The 25476-nt window shown below is 69.4% G+C and carries 7 protein-coding genes; 1 reads left to right on the top strand and 6 read right to left on the bottom strand.

Annotated features, from left to right (window positions below; genetic code table 11):
- Positions 1 to 161: 161 nt before the first annotated feature.
- The 3 genes from CFP66_RS24195 to CFP66_RS24185 are packed head-to-tail and all read right to left on the bottom strand — an operon-like array spanning position 162 to position 12681.
- Positions 162 to 2348: a UvrD-helicase domain-containing protein gene (locus CFP66_RS24195; RefSeq protein ID WP_094927440.1), complete on the bottom strand. Its 2187-nt coding sequence runs from the start codon at positions 2346 to 2348 to the stop codon at positions 162 to 164.
- Positions 2348 to 8695 (bottom strand): DEAD/DEAH box helicase, encoded by a 6348-nt coding sequence (locus CFP66_RS24190; protein ID WP_094927439.1) that lies wholly within the window; start codon positions 8693 to 8695, stop codon positions 2348 to 2350. The genes CFP66_RS24195 and CFP66_RS24190 overlap by 1 nt, the downstream gene beginning before the upstream one ends.
- On the bottom strand, positions 8692 to 12681 hold the full coding sequence (locus CFP66_RS24185) for a class I SAM-dependent DNA methyltransferase (protein WP_233159673.1): 3990 nt from the start codon (positions 12679 to 12681) through the stop codon (positions 8692 to 8694). Before CFP66_RS24185 ends, CFP66_RS24190 begins: the two co-directional genes overlap by 4 nt.
- Before the next feature lie 432 nt (positions 12682 to 13113).
- Here CFP66_RS24185 and CFP66_RS49320 point away from each other — a divergent pair, with 432 nt between their 5' ends.
- A complete protein-coding gene (locus tag CFP66_RS49320; protein ID WP_233159672.1) occupies positions 13114 to 13269 on the top strand; it encodes a hypothetical protein in 156 nt (51 codons plus the stop codon).
- 155 nt (positions 13270 to 13424) lie between these two features.
- Here CFP66_RS49320 and CFP66_RS24180 read toward each other — a convergent pair whose 3' ends face one another.
- The 3 genes from CFP66_RS24180 to CFP66_RS24170 all read right to left on the bottom strand — a co-directional run bounded on the left by CFP66_RS24180 (position 13425) and on the right by CFP66_RS24170 (position 24923).
- Entirely contained in the window at positions 13425 to 16268 is a 2844-nt protein-coding gene (locus CFP66_RS24180) for an SNF2-related protein (RefSeq protein ID WP_094927437.1), read from the bottom strand.
- Positions 16269 to 16641: 373 nt separating this feature from the next.
- The gene (locus CFP66_RS24175; protein WP_094927436.1) at positions 16642 to 21609 is read right to left on the bottom strand and encodes a DEAD/DEAH box helicase; all 4968 of its coding nucleotides are present in this window, start codon (positions 21607 to 21609) and stop codon (positions 16642 to 16644) included.
- A complete protein-coding gene (locus CFP66_RS24170) occupies positions 21606 to 24923 on the bottom strand; it encodes a hypothetical protein (RefSeq protein WP_198961637.1) in 3318 nt (1105 codons plus the stop codon). Before CFP66_RS24170 ends, CFP66_RS24175 begins: the two co-directional genes overlap by 4 nt.
- Between the last annotated feature and the right edge of the window lie 553 nt (positions 24924 to 25476).

Below are 25476 nucleotides of genomic sequence, written 5' to 3'. Positions count from 1 at the left end.
GCCGCGCCGTGCGCTCTGAGCCGGATCGCTGAAGCCGCTCGAGTGATCCGTACACAGCGCCGCAGGTGACCTCCGCCGTGGTGCTCGCCTCACGCATGCGCGCGCGGCCGTGATCGCGGCCGTGATCGCGGTCGCGGTCACTGATCGGCTGGTGGGGACCTCTACCGCAGACTTGCTTCCGATTGTTGCTGCATGACGGCGAGTTCGTCGCGCGCTCTGGTCGCCGCGACGTACACCAACGACCGCCTGCGCAGCTCGGCATCCTCGCGTTCGGCCCCGTCGAGCTCGGCGAGGCGCTGCTGTTCGGCGGCGGATTGCGAGCCGACATCGGCGAGAACCACCTTGGAGAACTCCATGCCCTTGGCCCGATGCATGGTCATGACTGACACGCGGCCCGCGGCCAGGGTGTCGCGGTCGACGATTCGGGCGGCCACGCCACGTTCGGCCAGGCCGTTCGCGAGCCGTTCACAGCGGAACTTGTCGCGGGCCAGGACAGCGATGGTCGCCGGCGGGGTCCCGGCATCGAGCCAGGCAGAGACCTGTGCGGCGATGGCCTCCAACTCGTCGGTCAGAGAGCTGACCGTCACCAGGCGTGGCGCGGGGCCGGTGCGAGCGGAGCGGTAGCCGGTCGACTCCGGGGATTCCTCGAGGTCGGTGTAGTCGGCGCCGTCGAGAATCGTCATTGCGTAACGCAGGTTCTGGGCGGTGGTGCGGTAGTTGAGGGTGAGCCGCCGGGATCGGCCGACGATCTTGATGCCGTAGCGGCCGAGGACCGTCCGGGGGCCGTAGATGCGCTGGTGGGAGTCCTCGGCGATGAACAGGTCGTCCGAGCCCTCTGTGGCGAGCGCACGCAGGAGCTGCCAATGGGCGGGCGAGAGGTCCTGCCCCTCGTCGACGAGCACGTGGTCGGCGAGCGGCCCGCTGCGCTGCAGGTGAGCACCGGCGACGGCCGCGGCCTCGGCGAAGTCGAGTTTGCCGTCGACGCGGACGTAACTTCGGTAGGCGCCCAGCAGCGACCACACGCCGGCCCGTCGAGCGCGGTCGAGTGCGACACCGCGGCCGGGGCGTCGGACCCGGAGGTAGTCGGCCTCGGAGTGAACCCGGTTGGGCAGGACGACGAGGCCGTACTCGGCGGCGAGGAAGGTCTCGTTGGCGATCTCCGTCGGCAGGTCCGTCCCGGCGGTGTCGAGCGCAGAGCGCCAGCTGGTGGACAGGACACGTCCGTTCGGGTCGCTGCGGTCCTCGCCGAGGACCGTGCGCACGGCGTCGCCGACGTCCGGGCCGGCGCCGCGGATGACGGCGGAAGCGAGGGCGTCGACCCCAGTGACATAGACACCGGGCGCACCGAGTTCCGAAGCCTGCGGGACACGAGGATCGAGCTGGGCGAGACTCTCTCGCAGCGCGCTAGCCAAGGTCGTGGTGAAGGTGGTGAGCACGATCCGGGCATTCGGGTTGCGTCTCGCCAGGGCACGGGCGCGGTGGACGAGCACGACCGTCTTTCCGGTGCCAGCGCCGCCGGAGAGCCGGAACGGACCCTTGAAACTCTTGTCGATGTAGCGGCGCTGCTCGGGGTGCAGGAACACCCGCCACGCGCCGAAGTCGCCCTGCTCGATGACGCGGCGCAGCTCGTCCTGGTCCCCGATGAAAGAGAATTGAGCCCGGGCCGCGGGACGCTGCAGCGACTCCAGCAGCTCGGTGTCCTGGCTGTCGGACTCCGGAGCCGGCCGGGTGAGGTCGAGGCGCTCGATGATTTCCTCGACCGTGAGCGCGGAGGCCAGGTCGAGCAGGATGAGGCCGAGCCAGCCCTCGTGCCGCATGGCGAGGGCCAACAGGGCGTCCTCGTTCGGCGCGACTATGGCGGCGTCGGCGACGTCGTCGGGCACACCGAGACGGTCGACGAGATCTCTGCGGGTACGGCCGAGCCTAGTGAGCAATGGCTCCGACTCGGACGCGATGAGCTCGGTGACGGCGGGTTCGGGAACGGCCGGTTGCGGTGTACTCGGGGCAGGTGCCGGCGGTGGGCCGACCTCCTCGATCTGCGGAAGCCCGTTGATCGGGTTCATGCTCAGCCGGACCTTGCGGGCGACGTCGATGGCGTCATCGTGCGGCCAGACACCGTGGATGACGTAGTGCGGTTCGCCATTGCTGTCCAGGCGGAACATCACGGCCCGCCAGAACTGGCTGACTCTGCCGGTGCGCACGCGAGGGTCGGCGGAGTGGGCGATCGGTTCCACGTGCAGGCCGGGGATCGTGTCGTCGGTGGAGAGCTTCTGCAGGAACGCCATGGCCTGGGCGCGCACAGAGCCGTCGAGCTTGACCGGCCACTTGGTCATGATGATCGTGGGCACTACTGGCTCCCTCTCGCGCCGGCGTCGGCGAGTGCGGTGGCGATGACGTCCGCTCCGGGTTCGACGAGATGCCACCCGGCAGTGGTGAGGTCGGCGCGATCCTCGGCAGGCATGTGCGGCATCGCCACAGCGACCTGCAGGGCCGGCCAGGACAGGTCGATCGGAATACCGTCCGGCCCCTCGGCGCCCACCTTCGGGAGCGGCAGGCCGCCGGTCCGCGCAAGTTCAGCTACGAGCTCTCGCTCGACGCCTGGTGCGGCCTTGTCGAAGATCTGCTGCCACTCGGGGGTCAACTCCGAATTTGCCGTCGGTGCGGGAGTCGGCACCGGTTCCGATGCGGCGGCGAGACCGGTCGTAGTGATGACGGTCGGCCAGTCGCGCAGCGCGAGCGCGTTCGACAGCCGCAGCCACTCCCTCCACGCCTCGACGTGGCCGGAATCGAGGACAGCCTCGCGGTCGTCGAGCACGAGTGCGGTGTGGACGGATGCCCCTACCGCCTCGACAGCCAGCGCGCAGGCGCCGGAACGCCAGACCTTGACCGGGCGGCCACCGGGGCCCGTCGCCGTGACATCCAGCAGTACCGAGCGGACGGCCTCGGTGAGGGACGCGCCATCGGGCAAGGTCACCGTCGCCGCCGCAGCGGTCGGGAACAGTGGAACCGCGCGGGCTACGGTCATCGTGTTCGTCGGGGACGGTCTGCTGATCCAGTCGATCAGCCAGTCGACCGGACCGCCACGCAGCCCGTCGTAGGCAGCGGGGGAGGCCATGAACGCCTGCCGCGTGATCAGCTTCTGCACCAGCTTGGGGTTGTACCACGAGGGCGGGGCGGACGTGCCCTTCTCGGCCGCGACGACGTCGGCGGCGGTGACGGCCAGGACGACCCGGCCGGTATCGCGCAGGATCTGGCGCTTGGCCGCGTCGTCGGCGAGCCGGTTGTGCGCGACGGTGGCGTGATAGGCACGGCCGTCGGTGAAGATGGCGACGACGGGCACAGTGGTGTCGTTGGTCTCCAGGATGAAGTCGGGCCGGGAGTTCTGCAGATTCACCTGCGGAGTCAGCGTCCAGTGCCGGTGCTGGCCGGCCAGGGTGACGTGCACGGTGTTGCCGTGAGCACTGGGAACCTCGGTGACGGTGGCGCCGGTCGTGCGCAGCCGCTCGACCAGCACCTTGCGGAAGCGCTGCTCGAGATGGGACTCGGCATCGTCAACCGGAGGCTGGTCGGTGATCGTCCAGGCACTCGGTATGCCGTCCGGGTCGACGCCCAGCAGCGTCCGCAGGTGCCGTTCCGCCGAGGCCCGAGACGCCCGCGGTACCTGTCGGGGTGCGACGAAGGGCAGCAGGCAGCGGTGGCAGGCCTGCCGGGATTCTGCCCGGCACTCGCAGTCGCGGACGCGTTCCCACGCGGTCACCAGCAACCGGTACAGCCGGTCGTGGTCGGCTAGTTCGGCGAGGTAGCCGGTGCCGCCGGGCACGGCGTCGTGCAGCAGTACCGCCTGGTGATTCTCGGAGCCGTCGGACGGGGTCGGGTCGACAACCTGCTCGATGCGGATGTGGTCGGGGTGCCCGCCGAGCTGCTCTCGCAGTCCCAGCAGCACGGCGGCGGACAGGCTGGGGACGGCGAAGTCGTCGCCGATGGTCACTGAGTTCGGCAGCCGCAGCAGCAGGCCCTGCGTGCGCAGGGTCCTGGACAGCGCGACGGTCGTAGTGTTCTCGCCGGTCGCGGTGCGGTAGCGGCACCAGGGGCGGTGCTCGTGCGGGCGGTTGCGGCCGGTCTCGGTGTCGAGCTTGCCGCAGCCGGCGCAGACCCGGAACAGTGCGCCGGAGTACTCGCCGCCGGCGATCGTGCGGTCGCTGCCGTGCCCGGGGACGCCGATGTTGACCCATCGCAGGTCCATGGCCCGGACGAAGGTGGCACCGAACCCGATGTCGTCGACGAACCAACGGCGCCCGATCTGAGCCGGGTCGACGTCGGCGGCGGTGACGACGCCGAAGTTGCGGCTGTCCCGCTGGTCGCGTCGGTCGGAGATGACCGCCTCGTCCCGGCGGATCTCGGCGGTGACGTGGGTCAGCTCGACGACGTCGAGCCGCTGGCCGGTGTCACCGATGCCGGTGCTGCCGCACCGCGGGCAGACCTGCGGGTGCTGTTCAGTGCCCTCGGAGGCGATGTCCACGGCGTAGCCGCAGGCTGGACAGAACACCCACGGCCGGATCGCCACCCGGTCCACACCGAGGTCGACTGCGTCGATGGCGATCTCCAGGCCGCGCGCGTAGAAGCGGTTGCCGGGAGCGAACTCCCGGATCGCCTGCGCCGAGCCGCGCTGCAGCCGGTCGTGCCCGGTCTCGAACTTCCCGGTGTCCGGGTTCGTCCAGCTCAGCCCGATGTCCAGGGTGACGCTGTCGTCGAGCAGCGTGTAGTTGGGCAGCAGCCCGTGCTCCTCCAGCACTCCGATCCAATACTCGCCGCGCAGGTGCGCGAGCTGGCCTCGGGTCAGCTTGAGTGCGGTCTGTGCCGATCGCAGCGCTCGCCGGTCGTCGTCGGTGGCGGCGGAGGAGTCGGCCTTCGCCTGCAGGTCGGGCAACAGCGTCTCGATCCTGGTCCGGCGGTGCCGGAGCGTCTCGACGGTGTGTTGCCAGCGGGCGCTGGCCGTCCGCAGCTGATGGGCGTAGCCGCTGCTACCAGGCCCGTGCGGGGGCGTCAGCCAGTCGGACAGGTCGGTGAGGACGGTCGGTGGGAGATCGTCGAAGGTGGCGCCGAACCGGGCGACGTGGTCCTCGGCGTGCTCCTCGGCGTGCATGATCAGATCACCCAGGAATGAGCCCGGCTCGGCTGAGTCGATCGCGGCGGGCGCCGACTGCGGGTGCCTGCGGTGGGAGTCGCGGGCGAACTCGTCGACCAGGTGCGCGGTGTACTGGCGGCGCAGGATCTCCTCGGCCCGCAGGTAGGTGGCCGGCGGGCGGACCTCCCCGTTGATGACCGAGAGCGGGTCGCCGAGCTTGGGCAGCTGCTCGCCGCGGCCGGTGAGGTAGGCGAGGTTCAGCGCGTTGCCGGTGAGTCGTCCTGCCCGGCCGACCCGTTGCAGGTAGGCGGCGACGGTGCGGGGTAGCGAGGACAGGAAGACCGCGGACAGGTCGCCGATGTCGATGCCCATCTCCAGGGTCGGCGTCGCGACGAGCACGTTCGGTGCTTGTGGACTGGTGTCGGAGCCCTTGAAGCCGTTCTCGTACGTCAGCCGGGTCTCGTCGTCGAGGAGACTGGTGTGCTCGCGCGCGACGACGCGGCGCATGTCGGGGGACGCGTAGAGGCGGCGGTAGAAGTTCTCCGGGGCGAGAGCTCCGGGGGTGAGCCGGCCAGGGCAGCGGATGAGCATGCAGGGCGCACCGTCGAGCTGGTCAACGGTGCCGGGGGTTCCGGTGACGACGTCCCGGCAGGTGTCGCAGGTCAGCAGGTGGCGCCGGGCGGCCAGGTCCTCCGAGGTGGTCGGGGTGACGACCACGCCGTCGGCCGGGATCGCGTAGACGGTGGCGCCGGACGTACTGGTGAGGGTGGTCAGCACGCCGTCACGGGCGAGCGCGTCGAGCAGCAGCCGCGCGAGCCGGCCGCCGTCGTGAGGGCTGACGTCGAGGGCCTTCGACGTCCACTGGGCGTACCAGGACTTGGCGGTGGTGACCGGCTCCAGACCATCGGCCTTCGCCGGATCGCCGGTGCCGCCGACCCGCGGGTAGCCAGGGGCGGGGCGGCCGACACGGCCGGGTCGGTTGCCCGGGAAGGCGGGCATGCCGTCCTGCGGGTTCCTGCCGCCGGTGACCCACCAGCGGTTGCCGTCCTCCCGGCGGTACTTGTCGAACCAGGGGTGGTCGATGGCGCCCTGGGCTCGCATCCGGTTGAGCACACCCCGCACCCAGCGGGTCAGGGTCGCGTCGGTGTGCTCGCCCTCGGTGCTGGTCTGGTGAGCGGTGCCCCCGAGCGCGGTGCGTGCGGCAGCCGCCATCTTCGCGGGTTCGCCTGCATCTACCTCGACGGCGACCGCGCCGGTGAGCTCCAGCGTGCGTCCGGTGCGGGAGTTGAGTCCGAACTCGAGCGCGGCGTCGAGGGCCAGGCGCCGTCGCACCCGTGTCCGGACGCTCTGCGGTGCGCCGCGCAGCGTGGAGCTCGTCCAGAACGGGGCGAACGACTCCCGGTCCGCGCAGTCCGGCGGCAGCAGTCGGTAGCGCTTGATCCGGTCATTGCCGGCGAGCCGGATCACCTCGTCGACGAGCTGTTCCAGGGCCAGCGGTCCGTCCTGGACGGCGGCGCGCAGGACCGCGCGCAGTGTCAGTGTGTGCGACCGGGCCTGGACGAACCCGGCGCGATGTGCGGCGTCCTGCACCGAGTCGGTGAAGACGAGTGCTTTCTTCTCCTTCTCGTTCAACTGGTGGGATCCGAACAGGGTGGACAGCGACACGGACAGCAGGGTGGCGATCGCGCTGCCGAGGAAGCGGATGCCGTCGGCCTGGCCGCAGGCCGGGCAGGTGTCGTTGCGGGCGTCGTCGTCGGCGTCCTGGCCGGTGTTGGTCAGGATCGGGAGCACCCACCCGTCGCGCAGGTCCGGGTCGTCCTCGGCCGGCGCGCTGCTCAGCAGTTCGCGGGTGCGGACCGAGAACCAGAGCAGGCCCGGCGGTGGGGCCTGCCCGGCGTAGATGGCCTCGGCCGCGGCACCTGCGTAGAGCAGCGGCCGGAACCGCCCCTCCCGGCCGGCGTGATCGCGGCGGATCCCCTCGTCGTTGACGGCGAGGCTGGTTCCCACCGGGGCCAGGCTGACACCCCACCCCGAGCGGCCGCAGCGGCGGCAGTACAGGGCAGGGAACGCGGGGCGGACGTCCTCGGTGCCGCTCCCGGCCGCAGGTGGTCCGTCGTCGCCCCACCGGAACTGCGCGGTCGGATCGGCGGCGCGGTCGATGCGGGTCAGTTCGCGCACCCACAGGTGCGCCTCGACCGACAGCGCCGAGCGGCCGGCGAGGGTGCGGACGTGTCCGAGCGCGGCGACGACATGCGACAGGAACCGTTCCCAGTCCGGGTCGGCGCCGGTCGCGGCGAGCTGCGGGGTCGGGGTGGGGCCGAGGACGTGGCGGACCAGGTCGCTGAGGCCGACGGCCTCGTAGGCTTCGCGGGCGAGCGCGGCGACCAGCGGATGTGCCCGGCACAGGTCGGGCAGCAGTGCGGGGTCGTCGGGAACGGTGTCGTAGAGGTGGGTGAGGACGGTCCGGGTGAGCGTCTCCGGATCGGGGTCCGTGCCGAGCTGCTCGACGGCCGCGTTCGCGGCCACGACGTCAATCACTCCGATCTCGACGGCGCCGTGGTCGGCGACTGCGGTGGCCGCTCCGGCGGTCCACTCGTCGAGGCTCAGCCGAGATTCGGTGATGATGGCACCGTCGTCGAAGGGCTCGCCGAACACGGTGTGCGCGAAGTCGAGCATCACCCCGGGATCGCCCTTGTCGCCGAGCGTCGCCGAGGTCGCGACCGGGGTGATCCGGCCCAGCGGGCGCGCCCGGTCATCGGGGGTGATGGTGGCGTCGTGCTTGGGCCAGTGGCTCTTCAGCGCGAGCCCGAGGCGACGCAGCAACATGGCGACGTCGGTGCCCTGGGCGCCGTCGTAGGTGTGGAACTCGTCGAGCACCAGGTACTGGAGGCTCCGCGCAGACTGCCGCCAGATGTCCTGATCGGCCGCCCGCAGCAGCAGCTGGTCGAGCATCTTGTAGTTGGTCAGCAGGATGTCCGGCGCGGTGTCGCGGATGATGCCGCGGTCGGTGATCAGCCCGTCGGCGGTCACCATAGTGCGCTGCGGGCCCTTCTGCCCGGTGTAGATCGCGGCGGTGATCCCGCGGAGCTCGGCGTGCGTTGTGAGGAGCCGGGTAAGCCGCTGCGCCTGGTCGTTGGCCAGGGCGTTCATCGGGTAGAGGATGAGCGCCTTGGCGCCGGTGATTCCCTCACGTCGTGCCCGCAGCACGTGGTCGACGATCGGATACAGGAACGCTTCCGTCTTCCCGGAGCCGGTGCCAGTGGTCACCAGGGTCGGTTGCGGGCGACGTCCGCCCAGTGACGACAGGCGGGCGAACGCGGCCGCCTGGTGCCCGTAGGGCCGGTGCCCCTCGTACCACTCCAGGCTGTCGCGCCAGCCGTCATCGGCTGGGCGGAACGGCAACCGCAGCCGCACGTACGGGCCCTTGAACATGCCCGACTCGGGATCACCGAGGAACCGGTCGAGGGCGTCGCGGGCGCCGGTGTCGGTGAGAGCGAACGTGGTCGTGAGGTAGTCGACCAGGCTGTGGCGGATGTTCTCGGCCTGGACCGTGGGTAGCAGTTCGCTCACGAGCGCTCCGCAAGGAGCCGCTCGAAGTGGGCGTACGCCTGCCGCATGTCGTCCTCGCGGTTGAGGGTGACGAAGGGCAGCTCGTAGACGTAGGTGTTGCCGGTCTGGTTGGTGGCGGTGCGCTCCTCGGTGGTGATCCGCTCGCCCTTCTTGCGCCATACGCTCAGGACGGAGTTCGGGATAAGGCGGCCGTTGGTGTCGTAGAAGTTCACATTGCGGTCGTAGCCGTAGAGGACGGCGAACTGGGTGCGGTAGATCGTGCATAGCTCGTCGGCGGTGAGGCCGAGCATGAGGGCGACGAGAGCGTCGATCTCGACGAGGGCCTGGCGGCGGTCGGCCGCGATCCGAAGCGGGGTGTCGGGGGTCCAGGTGGGACCGACAGCTCCCAGGTCGGGGCGGCGCTGGTGGCTGAGCCCGCCGGTCCAGGAGTCGTGGATGAACTCCGGGGACCAGCACGCCTTCCAGAGGTCGGCGTAGGCGTCGGTGACAGCGTTGAGGCGGAGGGTGCGCAGGATCAGCTCGGCACGCAACTTTCCATCTGCAAACGGGAGGCGGTTGGCGGTGACAGACCTGATGTCTGCTTTTGGCGTCGAGCGGACCGTGAAGTCGCTGATCAGCGAGCTGACGGAGCCGGTGACCGCGACGAGATCGCGCAGTTCGCCACCGGGATTGCCTAGGGAGAACACGCCGTCGACGTGGGCGGGGCCCGGTGGGATGAGTGCCGGGATTAGGGTTCGCTCGCCGGTATTGGCCGCCATGCGGCGCCAGGCGATCCGGTAGTGATCCCGCGCGGGCTCCGGATAGTCATCATCGCCCCAATCAGTGTAATCGCAGTCGTAGCGGTAGCGGTCGCCGATAGGCTTGTAGGCGGTGGCTGGGACGGCATCCGGCGCGAGCGCCTCGAAGTCGGTCTCCGACCAGTCGAGGTGGTGCAGCAGGGTCTTGTTCGGTGTCTTGTACAACGGGGTTCCGACGAACAGGTGTGGACCCTGCAGGATCACGTCGTCCCAGGAGCAAGGAGTGCCCCAGTCAGTTTCAAAGTAGCCTTTCCTGCGACCTGCGGCCTCGTCCCAGCCCAGGGAGAACTGCAAATTCATATTACTTATTCGGGGGGAGCGGGAGAGCTTGTCCAGTACAGAAGCTGCAGCCCGGTTGACCGCGTACACCATGCGAGTCTGGACCACCGGTGTCGCCTGGCCCTCAAGGAGGGTGTGCCAGGTCGTCAGGACCTCGTCGATGACCTCGGTGATCCGCCCGCGATGCGGCCGCTGGTCCCAGTTGCCGTCGTCGTCCTTGAATCCGGGCTCCGGGCCAGACCCGTCGTGGATCAGCGACCGAGCCACCGTGTCGGGATGGTAGAGAGATACGGCATTGCGAAATCTGACCTCGGTGCGATGTCGGCCGTAGACATTGACGCCGTAGTGCTTCTGGTGCTGGATTTCGAAGAGCTCGAGCTCGTTGATGAACTCCCAGTGCCGTCGGAGTCGGCTGTAGGTCTCGGCCCGTAGCAATCCGGCATTGTCGGCGGTGAAGTGAGTGTCAAGATGGATGAGCCCCGCCGTGCCACGCTCAGAACCGGACCGCCAGGTTTGCTCCATGAAGCAGCGATACAGATCCGGCCGCAGGCCTGCCAGGTGCGGGAACTGCGGCGTGGAGGCCAGGAAATCGGCTGCGCACACCACATCGGCGGTGCCAGCGACCACCAAGTCGGTCACTCCGGACAGCGCCAGGGTCTCCGCACGCTTCTGGGCGATCAGTGTCTGGCTTGGTTTCACTGCGAGCTTCCACCACGGATCACCCTCGGCCAGCAGTGCATCGACATCGACATCGGGCCGCACCCACGGCGGGTTCCCCACCTGCAGATCGAACCCGCCCCGGGCGAAGACCGTCGCGAAGTCGAGGTTCCAGTGGAAGAACCCCTGCTGCCGCGCAACCCGCTCACACACCACCAGCCACGGGTGCTCGGCAAGCACCGCGCCGATTGACCGGGCCCCGGCGAAGTCCAATTCCAGTTCTTCTGCGCGACCCAGCTCGTCCCAGCTGGTCGCCTCGGCGAGGGAGATCTGCCCGGGCACGGCGTCGCGCTTCGACTTCTTCCTGGGCTTGCCGCTGAGCTCGGGGTTGCGCCCGAGCAACGCCTGCAGGCCGGTGATCCACTGGTCCACGGTGGGGGGTTCGACCCGGCGGCCGTCGACGGCGGTGGCCGACTCGGTGAGCGGCCAGAACCAGAGCGCGGTCCAGGCGTCGAGCACCCGGCGCAGCCGCCGGTACGCGCCGGCCTCGTCGGCTAGCGACGCCTCGATCTGCTTGCGCTGCACCGCACCGCCGGCAGGCAGCTCGCCGGCACCCCACACCGAAATAGAGCGGCGGATCTCCTGCTCGGCGAGGTGGAGGCGCCGGTAGCTGATCTGCCACAGCGTCTCGACCCGGTTGGACAGTTCGGCCAGGGCGTCGATCTGGGTCTTGGTCGGCTTGGTCTTCGTTGAGCTGCGCCACCGCTTGAGCATCTTCACCGCATCCGGGACCAGGCCCGCGGCTTCCTTGGCGTCGGCGGCGGCGCCCCAACCGTCAGCCGGAAGCAGGAAGTGGTGGATGCCATCACCGAGGTCGGAGCCGACCCGCTCGGCGGCGATGTCCTCGGGAAGCGAGGTCAGCGGCAGGTCGCGGGGGACGGCGCCGAGCCAGGTCTTGTCGGCGACCTGGCTGCGCTTGTAGACAGCGCGCCGGGCCCCGATCAGCGAGTTGCCGCGCCGCAGGTGCAGCCCGAACCACGGCGCGGAGAGCCCGGAGACCATCGTGTCGAGCCACAGCGAGATCTCGGCCAGCTCGACCGCGGTGGCGTTGAGGTCGACGCCGTAGACGTTGTGCAGCGCCAGGTAGGCCTTGACCTCCTGCAGACGGCGCGGGTACTCGTCCGGGTCGATCCGGACGCCCAGCTCGTCCTGGCGGCGCTGGAGGTACTGCTCGGCGAGCTGGCGGACCGCCTCGATGGCGAACGCGCCCGAGCCCAGCGCTGGCTCGCACACGCTGAACGTCAGGATCTCGGCGGCCGAGGTCTTCGCACCGTCCTGGTCGAGGAGCTCTTCGAGCGCCTGGCCGACGGTGAACCTCGTCAGCACCTCGGGCGTGTAGTAGGAGGCGGACTGCTGGCGGTCGCGGCCGGACAGCCGGAACACGAACGACCCCTGCTCGTGCAGCACCGGCTTCTTCTCGCCGGTGACGGGGTCCTCGGCCTTCACGAAGTCGGCGGCGGCGATCCCCTCGGCGCGGTCGACGGGGACGACCCAGGAGCCCTTCTCCGCATCGCCGCCTTTCGCGACCTCGTACAGGTCGGTCTCGGCGAAGAAGCCGGTGTAGGACATCAAGCCCTCGTACACCGCGCCGAGCTGGTTGATGCCGAGCTCGGCGTAGGAGATGAAGCCGCGGTCCTTGCCGCGCTTCTCCTTGCTCAGCAGCAGATGCCCGAGGACCTCCTGCAGGGCGGCGTTGCCCAGCCCGACCTCGTCGAGGAACGCGGTGGCCTTCGGCTCGAAGAGGTCGGCGCGCAGCGCGTTGAACCGCAGGCCTTCGTCGGACTCCGCCGCGTCGTCGGACCGTGCGGGGGAGCGCCCGCGGTCGACGAGCCCGAACAGCACACCCAGCGACGCGTAGAGGTGGGTGCCGGAGCGGGACTGTGGGGTTGCCAGTTCGACCTGCACGAGGTCGCGCAGCCGATCCAGGCTGTATCCGGCGTCGTAGGTCTGGGCGCCGACCGGCAGCACGCCCAACTCGGGGGAGGCCTCGGCGTAGAGCAGGAACAGGATCCGGTAGAGGAACCGCAGAGACTGCTTGGCCAGCTCGTTCGCCTCGGCAGGCGGCAGCGGTTCGAGGCCCAGGTCGCGACGGCGGGTCACCACCTCATTGGCGGTGATCTCGATGGATAGCCGCACTCCCTCGCGGAGGTCCTTCGAGACGCCGACGGTGTGCTTGATCGACTCCTCCAGCACGCCGTGCCACCACAGCGTGCCGTCGGCGCTGGGCGCGATCGACTCTGCTGACAAACAGGTCAGCGCGCGGTCGATCTCGCCGCCGCGCCTGCCGTCGTTGCGCTCGCACACCAGCTGCAGGTCGACGGCCAGGTAGCGGCCCTCGGCCCAGCGGCTCTGCTCGGCGAGTACCGCCCACCGCCCGGCCAGCAGGAGCACCAGCTCGGGGGCGTCGTCGTCGACGAACAGCGCGGACATCAGGCGCGCGGCCGAGGTGAACTCCGGGCCGTCGTCGACAGGGATGTGCGGGGCGAGCAAGGTGGCGCCGTCCCGCGCGATCGCCTCTTCCACCGTAACCACAGGGCGGCCGAGCACCACAGCCAGCGGGGAATCCTCGGTGATGCCGGGTGCGGAGATCCGCAGCACCGGGCCCGTCTCCGCAACGTGCAGCCCGTGATCCCGCAGGCCCAGGACGGCGATCACCTGCTCGTGGACTCCGGTCGCAGCCTTCGCGACGACCTCGGCGTCGGTGGCCGGAATCAGGTCGGGATCGATGAGCTCGGCCAAGCCGGCCAGATCGCGTTCGAGCTTCTGGCGGACCTTGGTTAACCGGGACAGCGGGGTGGAGCGTTGCTCCTTCGCCTCGGCGTCCCAGCTCTTGCGCCGCTCCAGAACTTTCGCGCGGAACGACTGTGACGTCGCGTCCGTGGTGAAGTAGTGCTCGGAAATCCACGCTTCGCCAACGAGAATGGCGTCCGACCCGCTCACTGGCCGCCCTCCGGGACCACGACCAGCAAGGGCCGCACCAGCTGCCGGTCCGGGTTCATCGCCGTCACCAGCTCACGCTCCTTCTGCACACTGAGGCGGTGCTGGGCCAGGTCACTGCGCCGGATCAACGCGCCGGCTTCGTCGTCCCACCGGTCGAGCCGACGCGACCACGCGCTGACTCGCTGGGAGACGTCGGTCTCCGCGGCCGCGAACGTGACGGCCATCTGGTCCTTCGCGCGCCGCACGGCCGGCTTGATCAACGCGGTCAACTCCTCGGCGTCTGGTACCCCACCTGGATTGGACCGCACCTTGTCCCAGCCCACCGCAGCGAGCGCTTCGGCAGCCGATCCGTGCGGGGTGACCGTGCTGAACCCGGGCTCGTCCGGTGTGGGGAACTCGACGGTCAGCCAGGCTGCGGACACCACCTGGCCGCGGCGGTTCGTCAACGTCCCCAACAGCAGGACGGTCGGGCTGTCCACGATGCCGCGGACCGCGAACACCTCGTTGCGACCCAGATGTGCGAGAGCCTGGTCGGCGGCCCAGTCAAGTACGGGGTGCAGCGGGCCGAGGTAATGCGCGTCCGGCCAGGTGGAGTCGCTGTCGTCGCGCAGGGCCGCCGCGAGCCGGTCGATGCCCCGCGCCGGGGTGGTGGCGAGCACGAGCTTCTCGGTGACCCGCCGATCGGCCAGGTAGCTCTGTGGCAGCACCTCCAGGCGCTGCACGAGGTCCTTCGGAGGGATCAGCTCGGCGACACCGTCGTTCACGTGGTGCCGCCAGGACACTCCGGCGTTGCTCGGTGGAGCGGCCGGGTCGACGAACGCGACGTGCAGTGCCTCGTTGAGATAGCTGACGTCGTCCGGGTAGAGACCGGTGCCGACCATCGCGTTTGAACCGCGCTCCGGCTCGGGATCCGCAGCGATCTCGTCCAAATCGGCGAACAAGCCGGCGAGGTCGTCGGCGGCGACGACCTCGCCGGGTGTCCGCACCACGTCGTCGAGCGTCTTCGATCCCGCCAGGACCGCCCGGATCTGCTCCTCCTCGCCCTTGACGTCGTAGCGCCCCATCAACGAGGCCACGTCACCAAGGGCAGCGTGCGCCTCGGCCTCCTTGTCGATGAGCGAAGCCAAGATCCGCACGTCACCAGCGAAGCGCTCGCTCGACGGATCCAACAGCAGCGCAGTGATTCGCGGCGGGTGCTTCTGGCCGTAGCGGTCGATACGTCCGTTGCGCTGCTCGATCCGGATCAGGCTCCACGGGATGTCGAAGTGCACCAGCTCGTGGCACTGGGCATGCAGGTTCACGCCCTCGGAGGCGACATCGCCGGTCACCAGCACGCGCACCGGTGCGTGCTCCTGCTTGAACGCCTCCACGATCCGCTGCTGCTCGTCGTCGGCAAGGCCACCATGCATGATCTCTACGGCGTCCCGCGGCAGGCCCAGGTCCGCCGGCAGGTGCTCGTGCAGCCAGCGCAGCGTCGCGACGCGTTCGGCGAACACCACCACGCGCGCGGGTGAGCTCCTCCCGACGCCGATCTGTCGGAGGTGCTGCAGCAGCTGGGAGTACTTCGCCGAGGGTTCGCTCAGCGCCTTCTCGGTCAGTTCGGCCAGCCGGTCCAACGCATCGCGCTCACGTTCGGCTCCGGCACCGAGCCGGCCGATGCGGTCCTTCACGGTGTCGCGCAGCGCGGCCGGGGACGACAGGAACGCCTTCGCCAGGGTCCAAGGGAACAGACTCGCGTTCTGCCCCGAGTACGGGACCCGCCCATCGACGGGCCACAGCCAGACGTCCTCCAGCTCGCGGGCGATCGCGTCCTCGGCCGGCGTTGCCGGGACGAGGACGTTGAGCGGCTCCTGGCGCTGCGCCCAGTCGGCCCCGACCACCGACTCCACCTCGGGGCTGTGTCGGTGCCGGCGGATCACCAGCCGGGCGATCTCGTCCTTGATCAGCTCACCGTTGGGCGGGATCGCTGAGGGATCGAGCAGCCGGATGAGCTCGGCGAAGGAGTCGGCCTTGCCGTTGTGGGGGGTCGCCGAGGCCAGGATCAGAGCCTCGCATGTCTGCGACAGCAACCGGGCCAGCCGGTTGTTCTGGGTCGAGGAGTTGGAGAGGTTGTGCGACTCGTCGATGACCACGGCGTCCCACCGCTGTTTGCGCAGGCTCGCGTGATAGCGGTCCGACTTCAAGGTGTCGATCGAGATGATCACGCGCTTGAAGTAGGTGAACGGGTTGCGAGTGGCCGGCAGCTTCTGCCGGACCCGCTGGATGCCTGCCGAGTCCAGCCGGACGAACGGCAGCGCGAAGCGCGTCCACATCTCGTGCTGCATCTGCTCCAGCACGTGCCTTGGCGTGACGATGAGGATGCGCTCGCCCCGGCCTCGCCGCACCAGCTCGGAGAGGATCATGCCGATCTCGAGGGTCTTGCCGAGCCCGACCGCATCGGCCAGCAGGAGTCGTGGCCGTAGGTTGGCCGGGTCCAGTGCGCGACGAACCGCGGTCTGCTGATAGCTCAACGTCGTCGCCAGGGCGCCGGCCGAAGTCGTCAGTGAGGCCTCCCCGAGGGGTACCGGCGTCTTGCGGATCGTCGACTCGAGCCAGAGTCGCGCGGTGCGGTTGCGCGGGCTGTGGTCGGGGACGACCTTTGCCGCCGCCGGGTCCAGCGGGACGATCTCGTCGAGGTTGGCGTAGAAGCTCGCGGCGGAGTCGCGAACCAGCTCGCCGAGCCCTTGAACGTGGACGAGCAGGCCGTCCGCGGTCTCCTCGGTGGCCCGGACGAACCACTCCTCATCGCGAACGACGACTACCGATCCAGGAGCCAGGTCCGGGTGTGCGGCAGGACTCATCCGCGTCGTGCCTCGCGCTTGGCCCTCAAGGCTGGCGTGCTGGTCCTGGGACTCCGCGCGTCTGTCACAGCGTTCGTGCTCCGAACTCATCATGCGGCAACCGCACAGTGGGCGCCGCTCCCCCAAGAGGCCCGACCACGCCAGGGCGATCCAGTTGGCGAGGGCATGGCAACACTACGTTCTTGCCGGCCTTTCGTACCCTGCGTCACCGCCGTTACGGAACAGACTCGCCACACCCGCTCGGCCTGAGCTGCTCGCTCCACGATGGCGTGGGCCGCCGGAGGAACGCCGCGCTCGAGCTGGCGCACCTCGTACATCAGGCTCTCTGGCCACGCCCACCTGTCGGCAGGAGGAATTGCCTGCCGCGTCGAAGTCATACCTGTCGGACTGCCGAGATCAGCTTTGGCCCGGCTGGGACAACACGCCAGCCCTCGGCTATGAGGTCGGTACGGTCTGTCTCGTCGAGGGCGAGGTCGACGGCGACCAGTCGGTCCGGCCATGACAGGGAGATCGGGATGCCGCCTGCGCTCTCGAATCCCAACTCCGGGCGTGGCACGCCGGACTGGGCAAGTGTCATGAGCACCTGACGCTCGTCGTCAGCCGCGTTGCTGTAGATGTCGGCCCAGTCGACGGGCAGCCCGTCAGGCGCGGACGGCGGTGCTGACGGCTGCGTGTAGGCCGTGTCGATCTCGCCGTGATCGGCGATGAGCCTGCGCAGAACCTGCTCGGCAGCACCGCGGGAGAGCTCATCGTGGTCACGTTGGTTCTGGTAGCTGCGCAGGCAGCCGTAGCAGGAGGTCTCCGGGCCGCATTCGCAGTCACTGACCCGGTGCAGGGCGGCGGTCAGCACCTCCGTCAGGCTCTGCTCGACCTGCAGGACGTGTCCGGCACCGCCCGCGACCGTGTCGAAGAGCACGATGGACCAGGCCGATGGGCCGATCGGGGCGAGCGAGCCGCCGATGTCGTCGCGGGCGATCTCCAGTGTCTCGCACGCCGCCTCGACCACTGCGTACAGGACCGACTTCCACGCCGGCATGTTGCCCTGAACTCCGGGCAGGCTTACGTCGAGTGTGAGCAGGTCGGTCTCGTATCTGTGGGCGAGGTCGAGCAGGCGCTGCGGACCCGTGCAGGGCTGATTCTTGAGCAGGTGATTGTGCTTGGGCGGCTTCTTGGGGTGCAGCACCCGCGCGGCGCCGTGGCCGCACCAGTCGCAGACCCAGAACCCCATCGCGGTAGGCCCGTCGGCGACCGCGATGAGCGTGCCGCGCGAACCTGCCTCGGCACGGACCGAACCGCCGGCCAGCGCGACTGTGCGGGAGGTCGCCCCCGACGGCGGCGCGAGCACGTGGACGGCGCCGCTCCAGGAACGCCGTGGCGGGTGCGGGCCGGGCTTGCCCGGCTCCCGGTCGGAGACGAACCCGAACTCCGGGATCGTTACCGTTCGCGGAGCGGTCTGTGCGACTTCGCCACAGTGCGGGCACGCGCTCTCGACGTCGTCGACGCCATGTCGGAAGCCGCCGCAGCGCTTGCAGACGTGGTACTTGTACTCGACGAGGTCGCGGCCGGGCAGCCGGTATATGCCGCGTGACGTCCACAGCTGTCCGCCCGCGACGAGGGTGGCGTCAGGGGCGTACTCGTGGATCGCCTGTGACAGGTCTCTGGTCAGGTCGAGGCGAGCGCCCGCCCCCTTGCCGTATCCGAAGTCAGTGCGCAGTTCCACTGTGTCGACAGGGAAGCCGTATTTAGGCAGCACGTTGCGGTTGGCGAGGAAGCCGAGCAGGTTGCGTTTGCGAAGGGTGTTGCCGACCTTCTCGTAGCGCTCGGCCAGGTGGTACTTCTTCGCCGCCGCAGCCTCGTCACGCAGCTGCTCGAGCGTCCTGACGTCGTGCGCGAGTTCCTCGCGGACCTCGTCGAGGAGCCTGACGAGCTCGCGGGCCCAACCGCCGCCCGTTATGTCGAGCTCGGTGGCGACGGACGCGGGCAGTACCCGCCGCAGCGTTGCGGCCACATCGTCCGGCACAGGGGAGAGGAATCCCGTTATCAACTCGACCGACGGATCCCGGTCGTTGTCCGGCAGGAAGAACTCGCCCGCCGTCCGATCGATTCGCCCGGTGCCGTCGAAGAGCCAGCGGAAGAACGCTGATATCGCCACCGAGTGCGCGTGACGGCGGTCGATGCGCTCATTGTCCAGCGGCACGTACGGTGCGCGCACTGCGCCGACGATCATCACCTCGGGCTCGGCGAACCGGGTGAGGTCATGCGAGCGGCGCTGAGCGTAGGTGACGACGAGCGCTGCCGCGCCTGCCCGGCGTCCTGCCCGGCCTGCCCGCTGCAGGTAGTTGGCGGTGCTCGGCGGCATGTTGCGCAGCATCACGGCCTGCAGTTCGCCGACATCGACGCCGAGCTCGAACGTCGTGGAGCACGACAGCGCGTTGATCTCGCCGCGGATGAACTGCTGCTGGATCTCAGCGGCGACGGTGTTCGCCCACTGTGCGGTGTGCTCCATCGCAGTGAGCGGCACAGCGTGCATCGAGCGGTACAGCGTCCGGTAGTGGTCGCGGTCGGTGTTGTCAGGCGGTGGGGCGAAGGAGGCGAGTGTGCCCTCGCATCCCAGCGCCGGGCACACCCCGCGCACCGAGAACGGCGCCGTCCGCCGACATACGTTGCATTGGTACACCGGAGCATCGGTGGTGATCCACGTCAGCCGCAGCTGTTCGTGGTTGACCTGGTAAACGACGCCGAGCCCGGTTTCGCTCGAGGAGCGCAGCCAGTCAATCGGCGTGTGCGGCGCGGTCAGGGACCGCCAGATCCCCTCCAACAGCTGGGCAGGGTCCGCCGATGCCCCCAGCGCCGTGAGCACGCGGCCGACGTAGTCGATGCGCCGGTTGGTGCCTCTGCCGGGAAGCCAGGACAGCACCTTCCGGATCGCCTCCGGGCCGGAGACCCGGGCTCGGATCGGGCCGAGCCGCGGAGCGAAGATCTCGTGGTTGGCGGGCACCTCCTCCGGCATGGTCACCGCGCCTTGCTGACGCAGCGTGCGCACCAGCTCCTGGAGAAACGCCCACGCCTCGTCGGCGCTCAACCCCAACTGCAGCAGCGGGGCCGGCGCCTGCCATGACGGGTCCTGATACAGCGAGACACCGATCAGCCCGAGGCCCTCCAACGACTGCCTGTCGTCGGTGGCCAACACCTCCGCCATCACCCACGGCGCGATCTCCCGCGACTGCTTTTGCGCCGTCATGCCGCCGGGGAAGTGCTTGACGGTTGCCGCAGCCTTGCGGGCGTGGAACACGAGATCGTCGATGTCGACGGGATCCTGGTCAGCGTGTGCAGCGAGCATCCCCTGGGCGATGAGCCGCCGCCGCTGCAGTCTGCCGTAGGAGTCCTGCAGGTAGGGCCCGAAGTACGCAGCGGCTTGGCGGCTGTCGCTGAACGCGAGCAGCTTGCGTCCCTGCCCGGGCCGCTGTCCGTCGTGCGGGTCCGAGCTCGGCGGGAGGTGCTGGTACAGCGAGGTGGTGATGACGGCGCTACTCGCGTCAGAACCGGTCTCGAACACCCGGACTGACCCGGAGCCGCGGGCTCCACAGACGAGACAGCCTGCGATCTCATCACCGCGCTCCTTCAGCTTCCACACGGACCGCAAATCGCCGGAGCCACAGCTCACGCAGCTGGCCACATGCGCTTTGTTGATCGCGGCGCAGGCCGTGCACAGCCGCATCTCGTCCGTGGTGGTGTCGATGCTCTCGTCGGCGACGGCATCCTCGTCCTCGTCGGACACCGCGGCCTGGTCCCCGAGGACGAACCACCTGCCCTTGGCGCCCGCCTTCCGAGGACGTAGGCGGATGACGCCGTGCTCCTGCACGGGCGTGCCGACGGCATGCACCGCGCCGCACCGCTTACAGGAGCCGATCTCGAATACGGGAGTGTCGCAGTCGGGGCACACGTTGTGTCGGGCGAGCTGAACATGCGGGCCCGCCGCGGACAGGCACGTGAACGCGCCCTCGGTTGCGCGCAGGAACAGGTGGTAGCGCGCAGATAGCGGCGTGGTTCCGTCGGGCAAGCGCAGCGAGCTGCCCAGTGCGACAAGCGCAGCCAGGCCTGCCGCGGCATTGTCCTCGGCGGGGAAGAGGCTCGCGGCGACCGACGAGAACGTGCGCGGGCCATCCGCGAGGGTGCTGCGCAGGTCGGCGAGCCGCTGTTCGTGACGCAATGCGTCGGCGGCGTTGTCACTGGCGTGCCCCGCCGTCGCGGCGTGTTTGAGAAGAGCAACCTCCGGATCGGTGCCCTCGGCGATCGCCTCGTACTCGCTGGCGGTGAGCGGGCCCCAGAAGGGCCCCTCGGGCGTCTTGACCCGCTGCGCTGTGATCACGTCCTGGCGTGCCGGGTCGTCGGCGTGCCACTCGAACGGCTGGCCGAACAGGTTCGTCGCGAACCTCGTCACTGCGTCGGGCTCCCCACCGACTGTCGCCGATGTCGCGATGCACCGAATCGGCCGGTCCGGGGCCACCCGGTCCCGGACGCGCCGCAGCAGCATGGCGATCTCCGCGCCCTGGCTGCCGTCGTAGACGTGTGCCTCGTCGACCACCAGGAACCGCCAGCGCGACTCTTTGCCGGTGGCGAACAGCTCCATGTCGAGCGGCCGTAGGAGCAGGTACTCGAGCATCGCGAAGTTGGTCAGCAGCAGGTGCGGCGGCGTGCGTCGCATCTCTTCCCTGCTCAACAGCTCGTTCGGCAGGATCGGCTCACCGATGTTCAGCGCGCCGAACGACTCGCGCGCCCGGACCGGGTCCTGCTCGGTGTCGCCGGTGTAGCGGCCGAAGGTGATCTCCGGATACGGCGCCAGCAGCTGCCGAAGCCGTTTCATCTGGTCGTTGGCAAGTGCGTTCATCGGATAGAGCAGGAGCGCGCGCACGCCGGGGCCGAGCTCGCCGCGTTCATGCTCGCGGACGAGGTCGTCGAGGATCGGCAGCAGGAACGACTCGGTCTTGCCGGAGCCGGTGCCCGTCGCAACGACGATGTTGCGGTTCGCCGCGACCTTCCGGATCGCCTGCTCCTGATGGACGTAGAGCGCGCGGTCCAGCGGCAGCGACGCGCTGGCGAGCCCGGCGAAGCGTGGGGCCAGGACACCCTCGTCGATCAGCTCCCGTATTGACGCGCTCAGCGCGTACGGCGGGGTGGCCTCGAGATACGGGCCCTTGTCGAGCATCGGTGTCGTGTCGATCGCGTGCCGCAGTGCCGCATCGATCTTCGGGTCCCGCACGGCCAGTAGCGATTGGAGGTAGCGACGATATGTCGCCGTGATCTCCGCGGCCGTGCCGACGGCGTCGATGGATGCGGTCACGCGTGCGACTCCTGCTTCTCGTTGAACGTGCTTGCGACCAACAACTCGGCCACGATGAGGTCGATCGTCACCATCTGTGGCGCGACGGCGGCGAGGTGCGCCCAGGTCCGGCGATGCTGCGGCAGCCACTCAGCTACGGCGCGGTGGCCTCGGGCGGCATGGCGGGCCAGGAAGGCGAAGGCCCGCGAGAGCGCTGGTACTGTCTGCCAGCCGCTCGCCGAGGTTCCCGGCCCGTGCTCGGCGAATGCCTCATCTGCGACCGGATCACCGAGAATGCGCAGCATCAGCGAGACGTCGTCGAGCATCGGACGCCGCGCCAATGGCGCGATTCGTGAATTTTTGCGCTGCTTCACGTACTCCATCGCGGCGATCACCCTGCTGTCCGCGGAGAGCAACCCGGTCGGCACGAGCGCGGCCTGCCGAACGAAGTCCTCACGCATCGCGGGGTTCTGATCGAACAGCGTTGCCGCCTGGTCCAGGCGCCCGGCAGCGGCATGGCGGTCGTTGCCCGCCAGCAACTCCGCGACGACGTCGCCGCACGTCTCGACAGCCGCCTCCACCTCCTCCGCCGACCACTCGCCGTCCGCCGCCGAGAGCAGCGCAGTGGAAAGCGCGCCGCGGACGCTCCAGCGCGTCGTGGTGTCGTCATGAGCGGTGGACAGGTTCGCCCAGACCAGCCCAGTGCTGATGAGTAATTCCGGGATCGCCTCAATGGGGGCCTTCGACGGGGCGACGGCGAGCAGCGAATCGCGGACCGACGTGCGAATCCTTGAGTCCAACGCCGCTTTGATCGGATCGGCACGCTGGCCGGTCGGCAAGTCGCGCAGGAGCGCCCGCACCGTCCACAGCCGGGTGAAGTCTGTGATCATCGGCATCGTGCCCGCACCGGCGAGGAACGCCGAGAGCGCCGTGGCCTCCTGGTCGTCGTCCTCGGCGACGTACCCGGATGCCTCCACAAGGACGGACTCGGCCATATCCGGCCACTCGGGAATCGGCAGCGGCGCCCATGGGTCGTCGAGGCGGACGAGCACGCGCAGCGGGCCCGCATTGGTCAACCAGTCGGGCAAGATCACGCGACCATCGGCGATCGGCAGCACCGCCGGATCGCGCCAGGGCGCCCGCGTGGGGTAGACGAGCGCAGTGAGTCCATCGACATCGACGCAGTCAGTAAAGACCAGCTCGGCGCCTGCGATGGCGACTCCGCGGTGCAGACGGCGCGGCCGCACCGACGCGACGACGAGCGCCGCGTCGGCGTCGAGTGCCAGCCGTACTTGGGGATGCACCGCCAGCGTGTCGACGATCTTCGCGAGATCGAAGTGATAGACCCCCGCCCGACCGCCCGCAGGCTCGACCACCTGTATCTGCCTGGAGCCCAGGATGACATGCAAGCGCGGCTCGGCGTCTGCACCTATGTCGAGGATCAGCGTGCCGCGTTGGGCAGTGACGTCCTCGCTGAGTAGCTGCACCGGTTGGATCGACGGATTCGTCGTCATCTGCTTGGTCTGGTAGGCGACCGTCATGTGCGGTGGGGTGACGACGAGCGTTCGGTGCTCGCCGTGCGCGCTGACACGGACCCGGTTCTCCCGGACCTGCGCGGAGTACTCGATCACTTCTGGTGCGACAAGCACCCCGCGCGCGGCCAGCACCCGGGCCGTCGCGTGCTCGAGTCCCTTCGCCTTGAAGCATCGCCACGTCGGGGAGAATGAGACGTCGAGCCCTTCGACGACCGTCAGCGTGCGCGTGGTGCCGCGCCCCCATGGCCCGCGTACGCGCACGGTGAACGTGCCGACCGTCGGCCGCGGGAGGTCCTGCCAGACGGAGTCCGGCGAACCGCCGTCGGCAGAATGCCACTGCGACAGCACCTCACCCACCGCGTCGAGGAGGGTCACGGTCCAGTCCGCGTCGCCGAGCTGCTCGGGGAGATGGACGGTCGGCCGCGCTGCGAAGACGGGGAGCCGGGTCGCGCTGCGCACGCCGTGCACCGGGTCATCGGCGACGACCCGTGCAGCGGCCTTGCTCCGGACGCTGCGCGACCGCCCTGCGTCGCCCACCGCGACCGACGACACGCTGTCGAGGTCGACGAGCACGAGGCACCAGCCCGCCCAGCCCGGCGGCAACGGACTCTCCGACAGCACCGGAGCGTTTCCGACGATCCGCACGTCATCGGGGACGCCGGCGAACAGCAGCCACGTCGGACGCCCAGGCAGCGGCAGACCTGGTTGCACCAGCAGTCCGTCCTCCGCGAACGCGAGTAGTGGGTCGGCGTCGTCGACCACAGGGAGCGTGGTCGTCAAGTCCTCACGCCCGGCCATCGCGACCGACGCAGTGCGCACCGGCGCGGGGATCGGTACGTCGGTCGGCGGCGCGGGCTCCCCGAACTCGGGGAGGAAGAGGCTCGTGGGGATGTGGCGGGTCGTCTCGTCGAGGTTCACGATCCACACGGCGGAGCCGTCCGGCGCCTCCCCGACAGCTGGCAGCCGCAGCAAGAGCCCCTGCCCGAACGGGTCCAGAGCAAGGCGCGGTCGCTGGTCGATCTCGCCCTGCCCGGCGCGGCTCGTCCGGCTGCGGGCGTGAACGATCTCCCCGTCGTCGCGCATCTCCTGCGCGACGAGCCTGAACCGCTCTGGCAGTGGTACGTCCGTGCCGTCACCACCCGCGGCCAGCGCGTCGAGCAGGTCATAAATGCGGTCGGTGACATCGACGGCGAAGTCCCCGCCGTACTGGAGGAAACGCGCCACCGGCTTGTCTACATTGTGAAGTTGGTTGCGCGATGCACGGCTTGCCGCCCACGAGACGAACTCTGCGGGCTCCAGCCCGGGGAACCGAGTGCGGCCCGAGCGGATCAGGCGGTAGTAGTCGCGGAGGCAGAACGTGGGGACACCCGCGTGCATCAGGATGCGGCCGACGAACTTCGACCCGGCGTCCTCGGACCCGCTGTCGAAGGTCGGAAGGTGAAGTCGGTGCAGGTTATCGAGGAACGCCTGACCCCACTCGTGCTGGAACCCGGGATGCCCCTCGACGCCCAGCATCTCGAGCAGCCGCGGCCAGTACGTCCCGTGCTCGTAGTTGTCCGCGGCCACTCCCGCTGTGGCGATCACGTGTACGGCGGGCCAGCGCCGCAACAAGTCCGGCCGGTCTCTCGACTTCTGATACAGGATGCCAAGCGCAGTGAGTGCCTGCTCTCGGCGAGCGACCGGGATGACGTCCAGCACCTCGGCCGCGAGGGAGACGACCTCGATGCGCTTGCGCCACCGCTGCGAGCGCATATCGAGCAGCTCGATGGGCGTTACCCGCCGCGTCGCCGTGCCAGACATCTTCACCCCCGGATGTACAGGAATCCCATGCTCGCAGGCTCCTGCGATGTCATCGGCCCCAAGGACCAGCGGACCGACGGAGAGACCGAATGATCGGTCGACCCACTCGCAGTTCGCCGTCCGGAAAGCTGTCGTTACATCTCGCTACCTGACCCTCGTCGGGTGGTGTGCCCCTGGCCTCTCGGGCCGGCGAGGTGGCCGATGATCTGCGCGAGCGCTGGAGTGTGTCAGTCGTCGCCACCGACGCGGCGGGTCAATGGCTCCCCGAGCCGGCGGAGCACGACCGACCCTGTCCAGGCGTCGTCGTCGCCTGGCGCCCTCCCGTTCAACACGGCCAACAGGGTCGCGGCGGGGATCATGGACACCGCGCGGTCGGCGCCCTCTGCGACGCTCTCGGCGTCGGGGTGCCGGTCGTAGCGGTGCCGGTGGTCAACAACCGGCTCTGGGGAACGTGCGATTCGTGCATTCCCGGTAAAGATTCGGTTCTCACGCAGCTCGGCGGGCAGGACTACCTCGACGACCGCGTCGGCTCATCAGCTCTGCCGACGAATCG

The sequence above is a fragment of the Pseudonocardia sp. MH-G8 genome (genome assembly GCF_002262885.1).
Lineage (GTDB): Bacteria > Actinomycetota > Actinomycetes > Mycobacteriales > Pseudonocardiaceae > Pseudonocardia.
This window is presented reverse-complemented; position numbering and strand designations above follow the sequence as displayed.

What these genes read in the sequence shown, in the direction of transcription:
- CFP66_RS24170 (WP_198961637.1), bottom strand. Translation starts at nt 24,923, where the DNA reads ATGTCTGGCACGGCGACGCGGCGGGTAACGCCCATCGAGCTGCTCGAT.
- CFP66_RS24180 (WP_094927437.1), bottom strand. Translation starts at nt 16,268, where the DNA reads ATGAGTCCTGCCGCACACCCGGACCTGGCTCCTGGATCGGTAGTCGTC.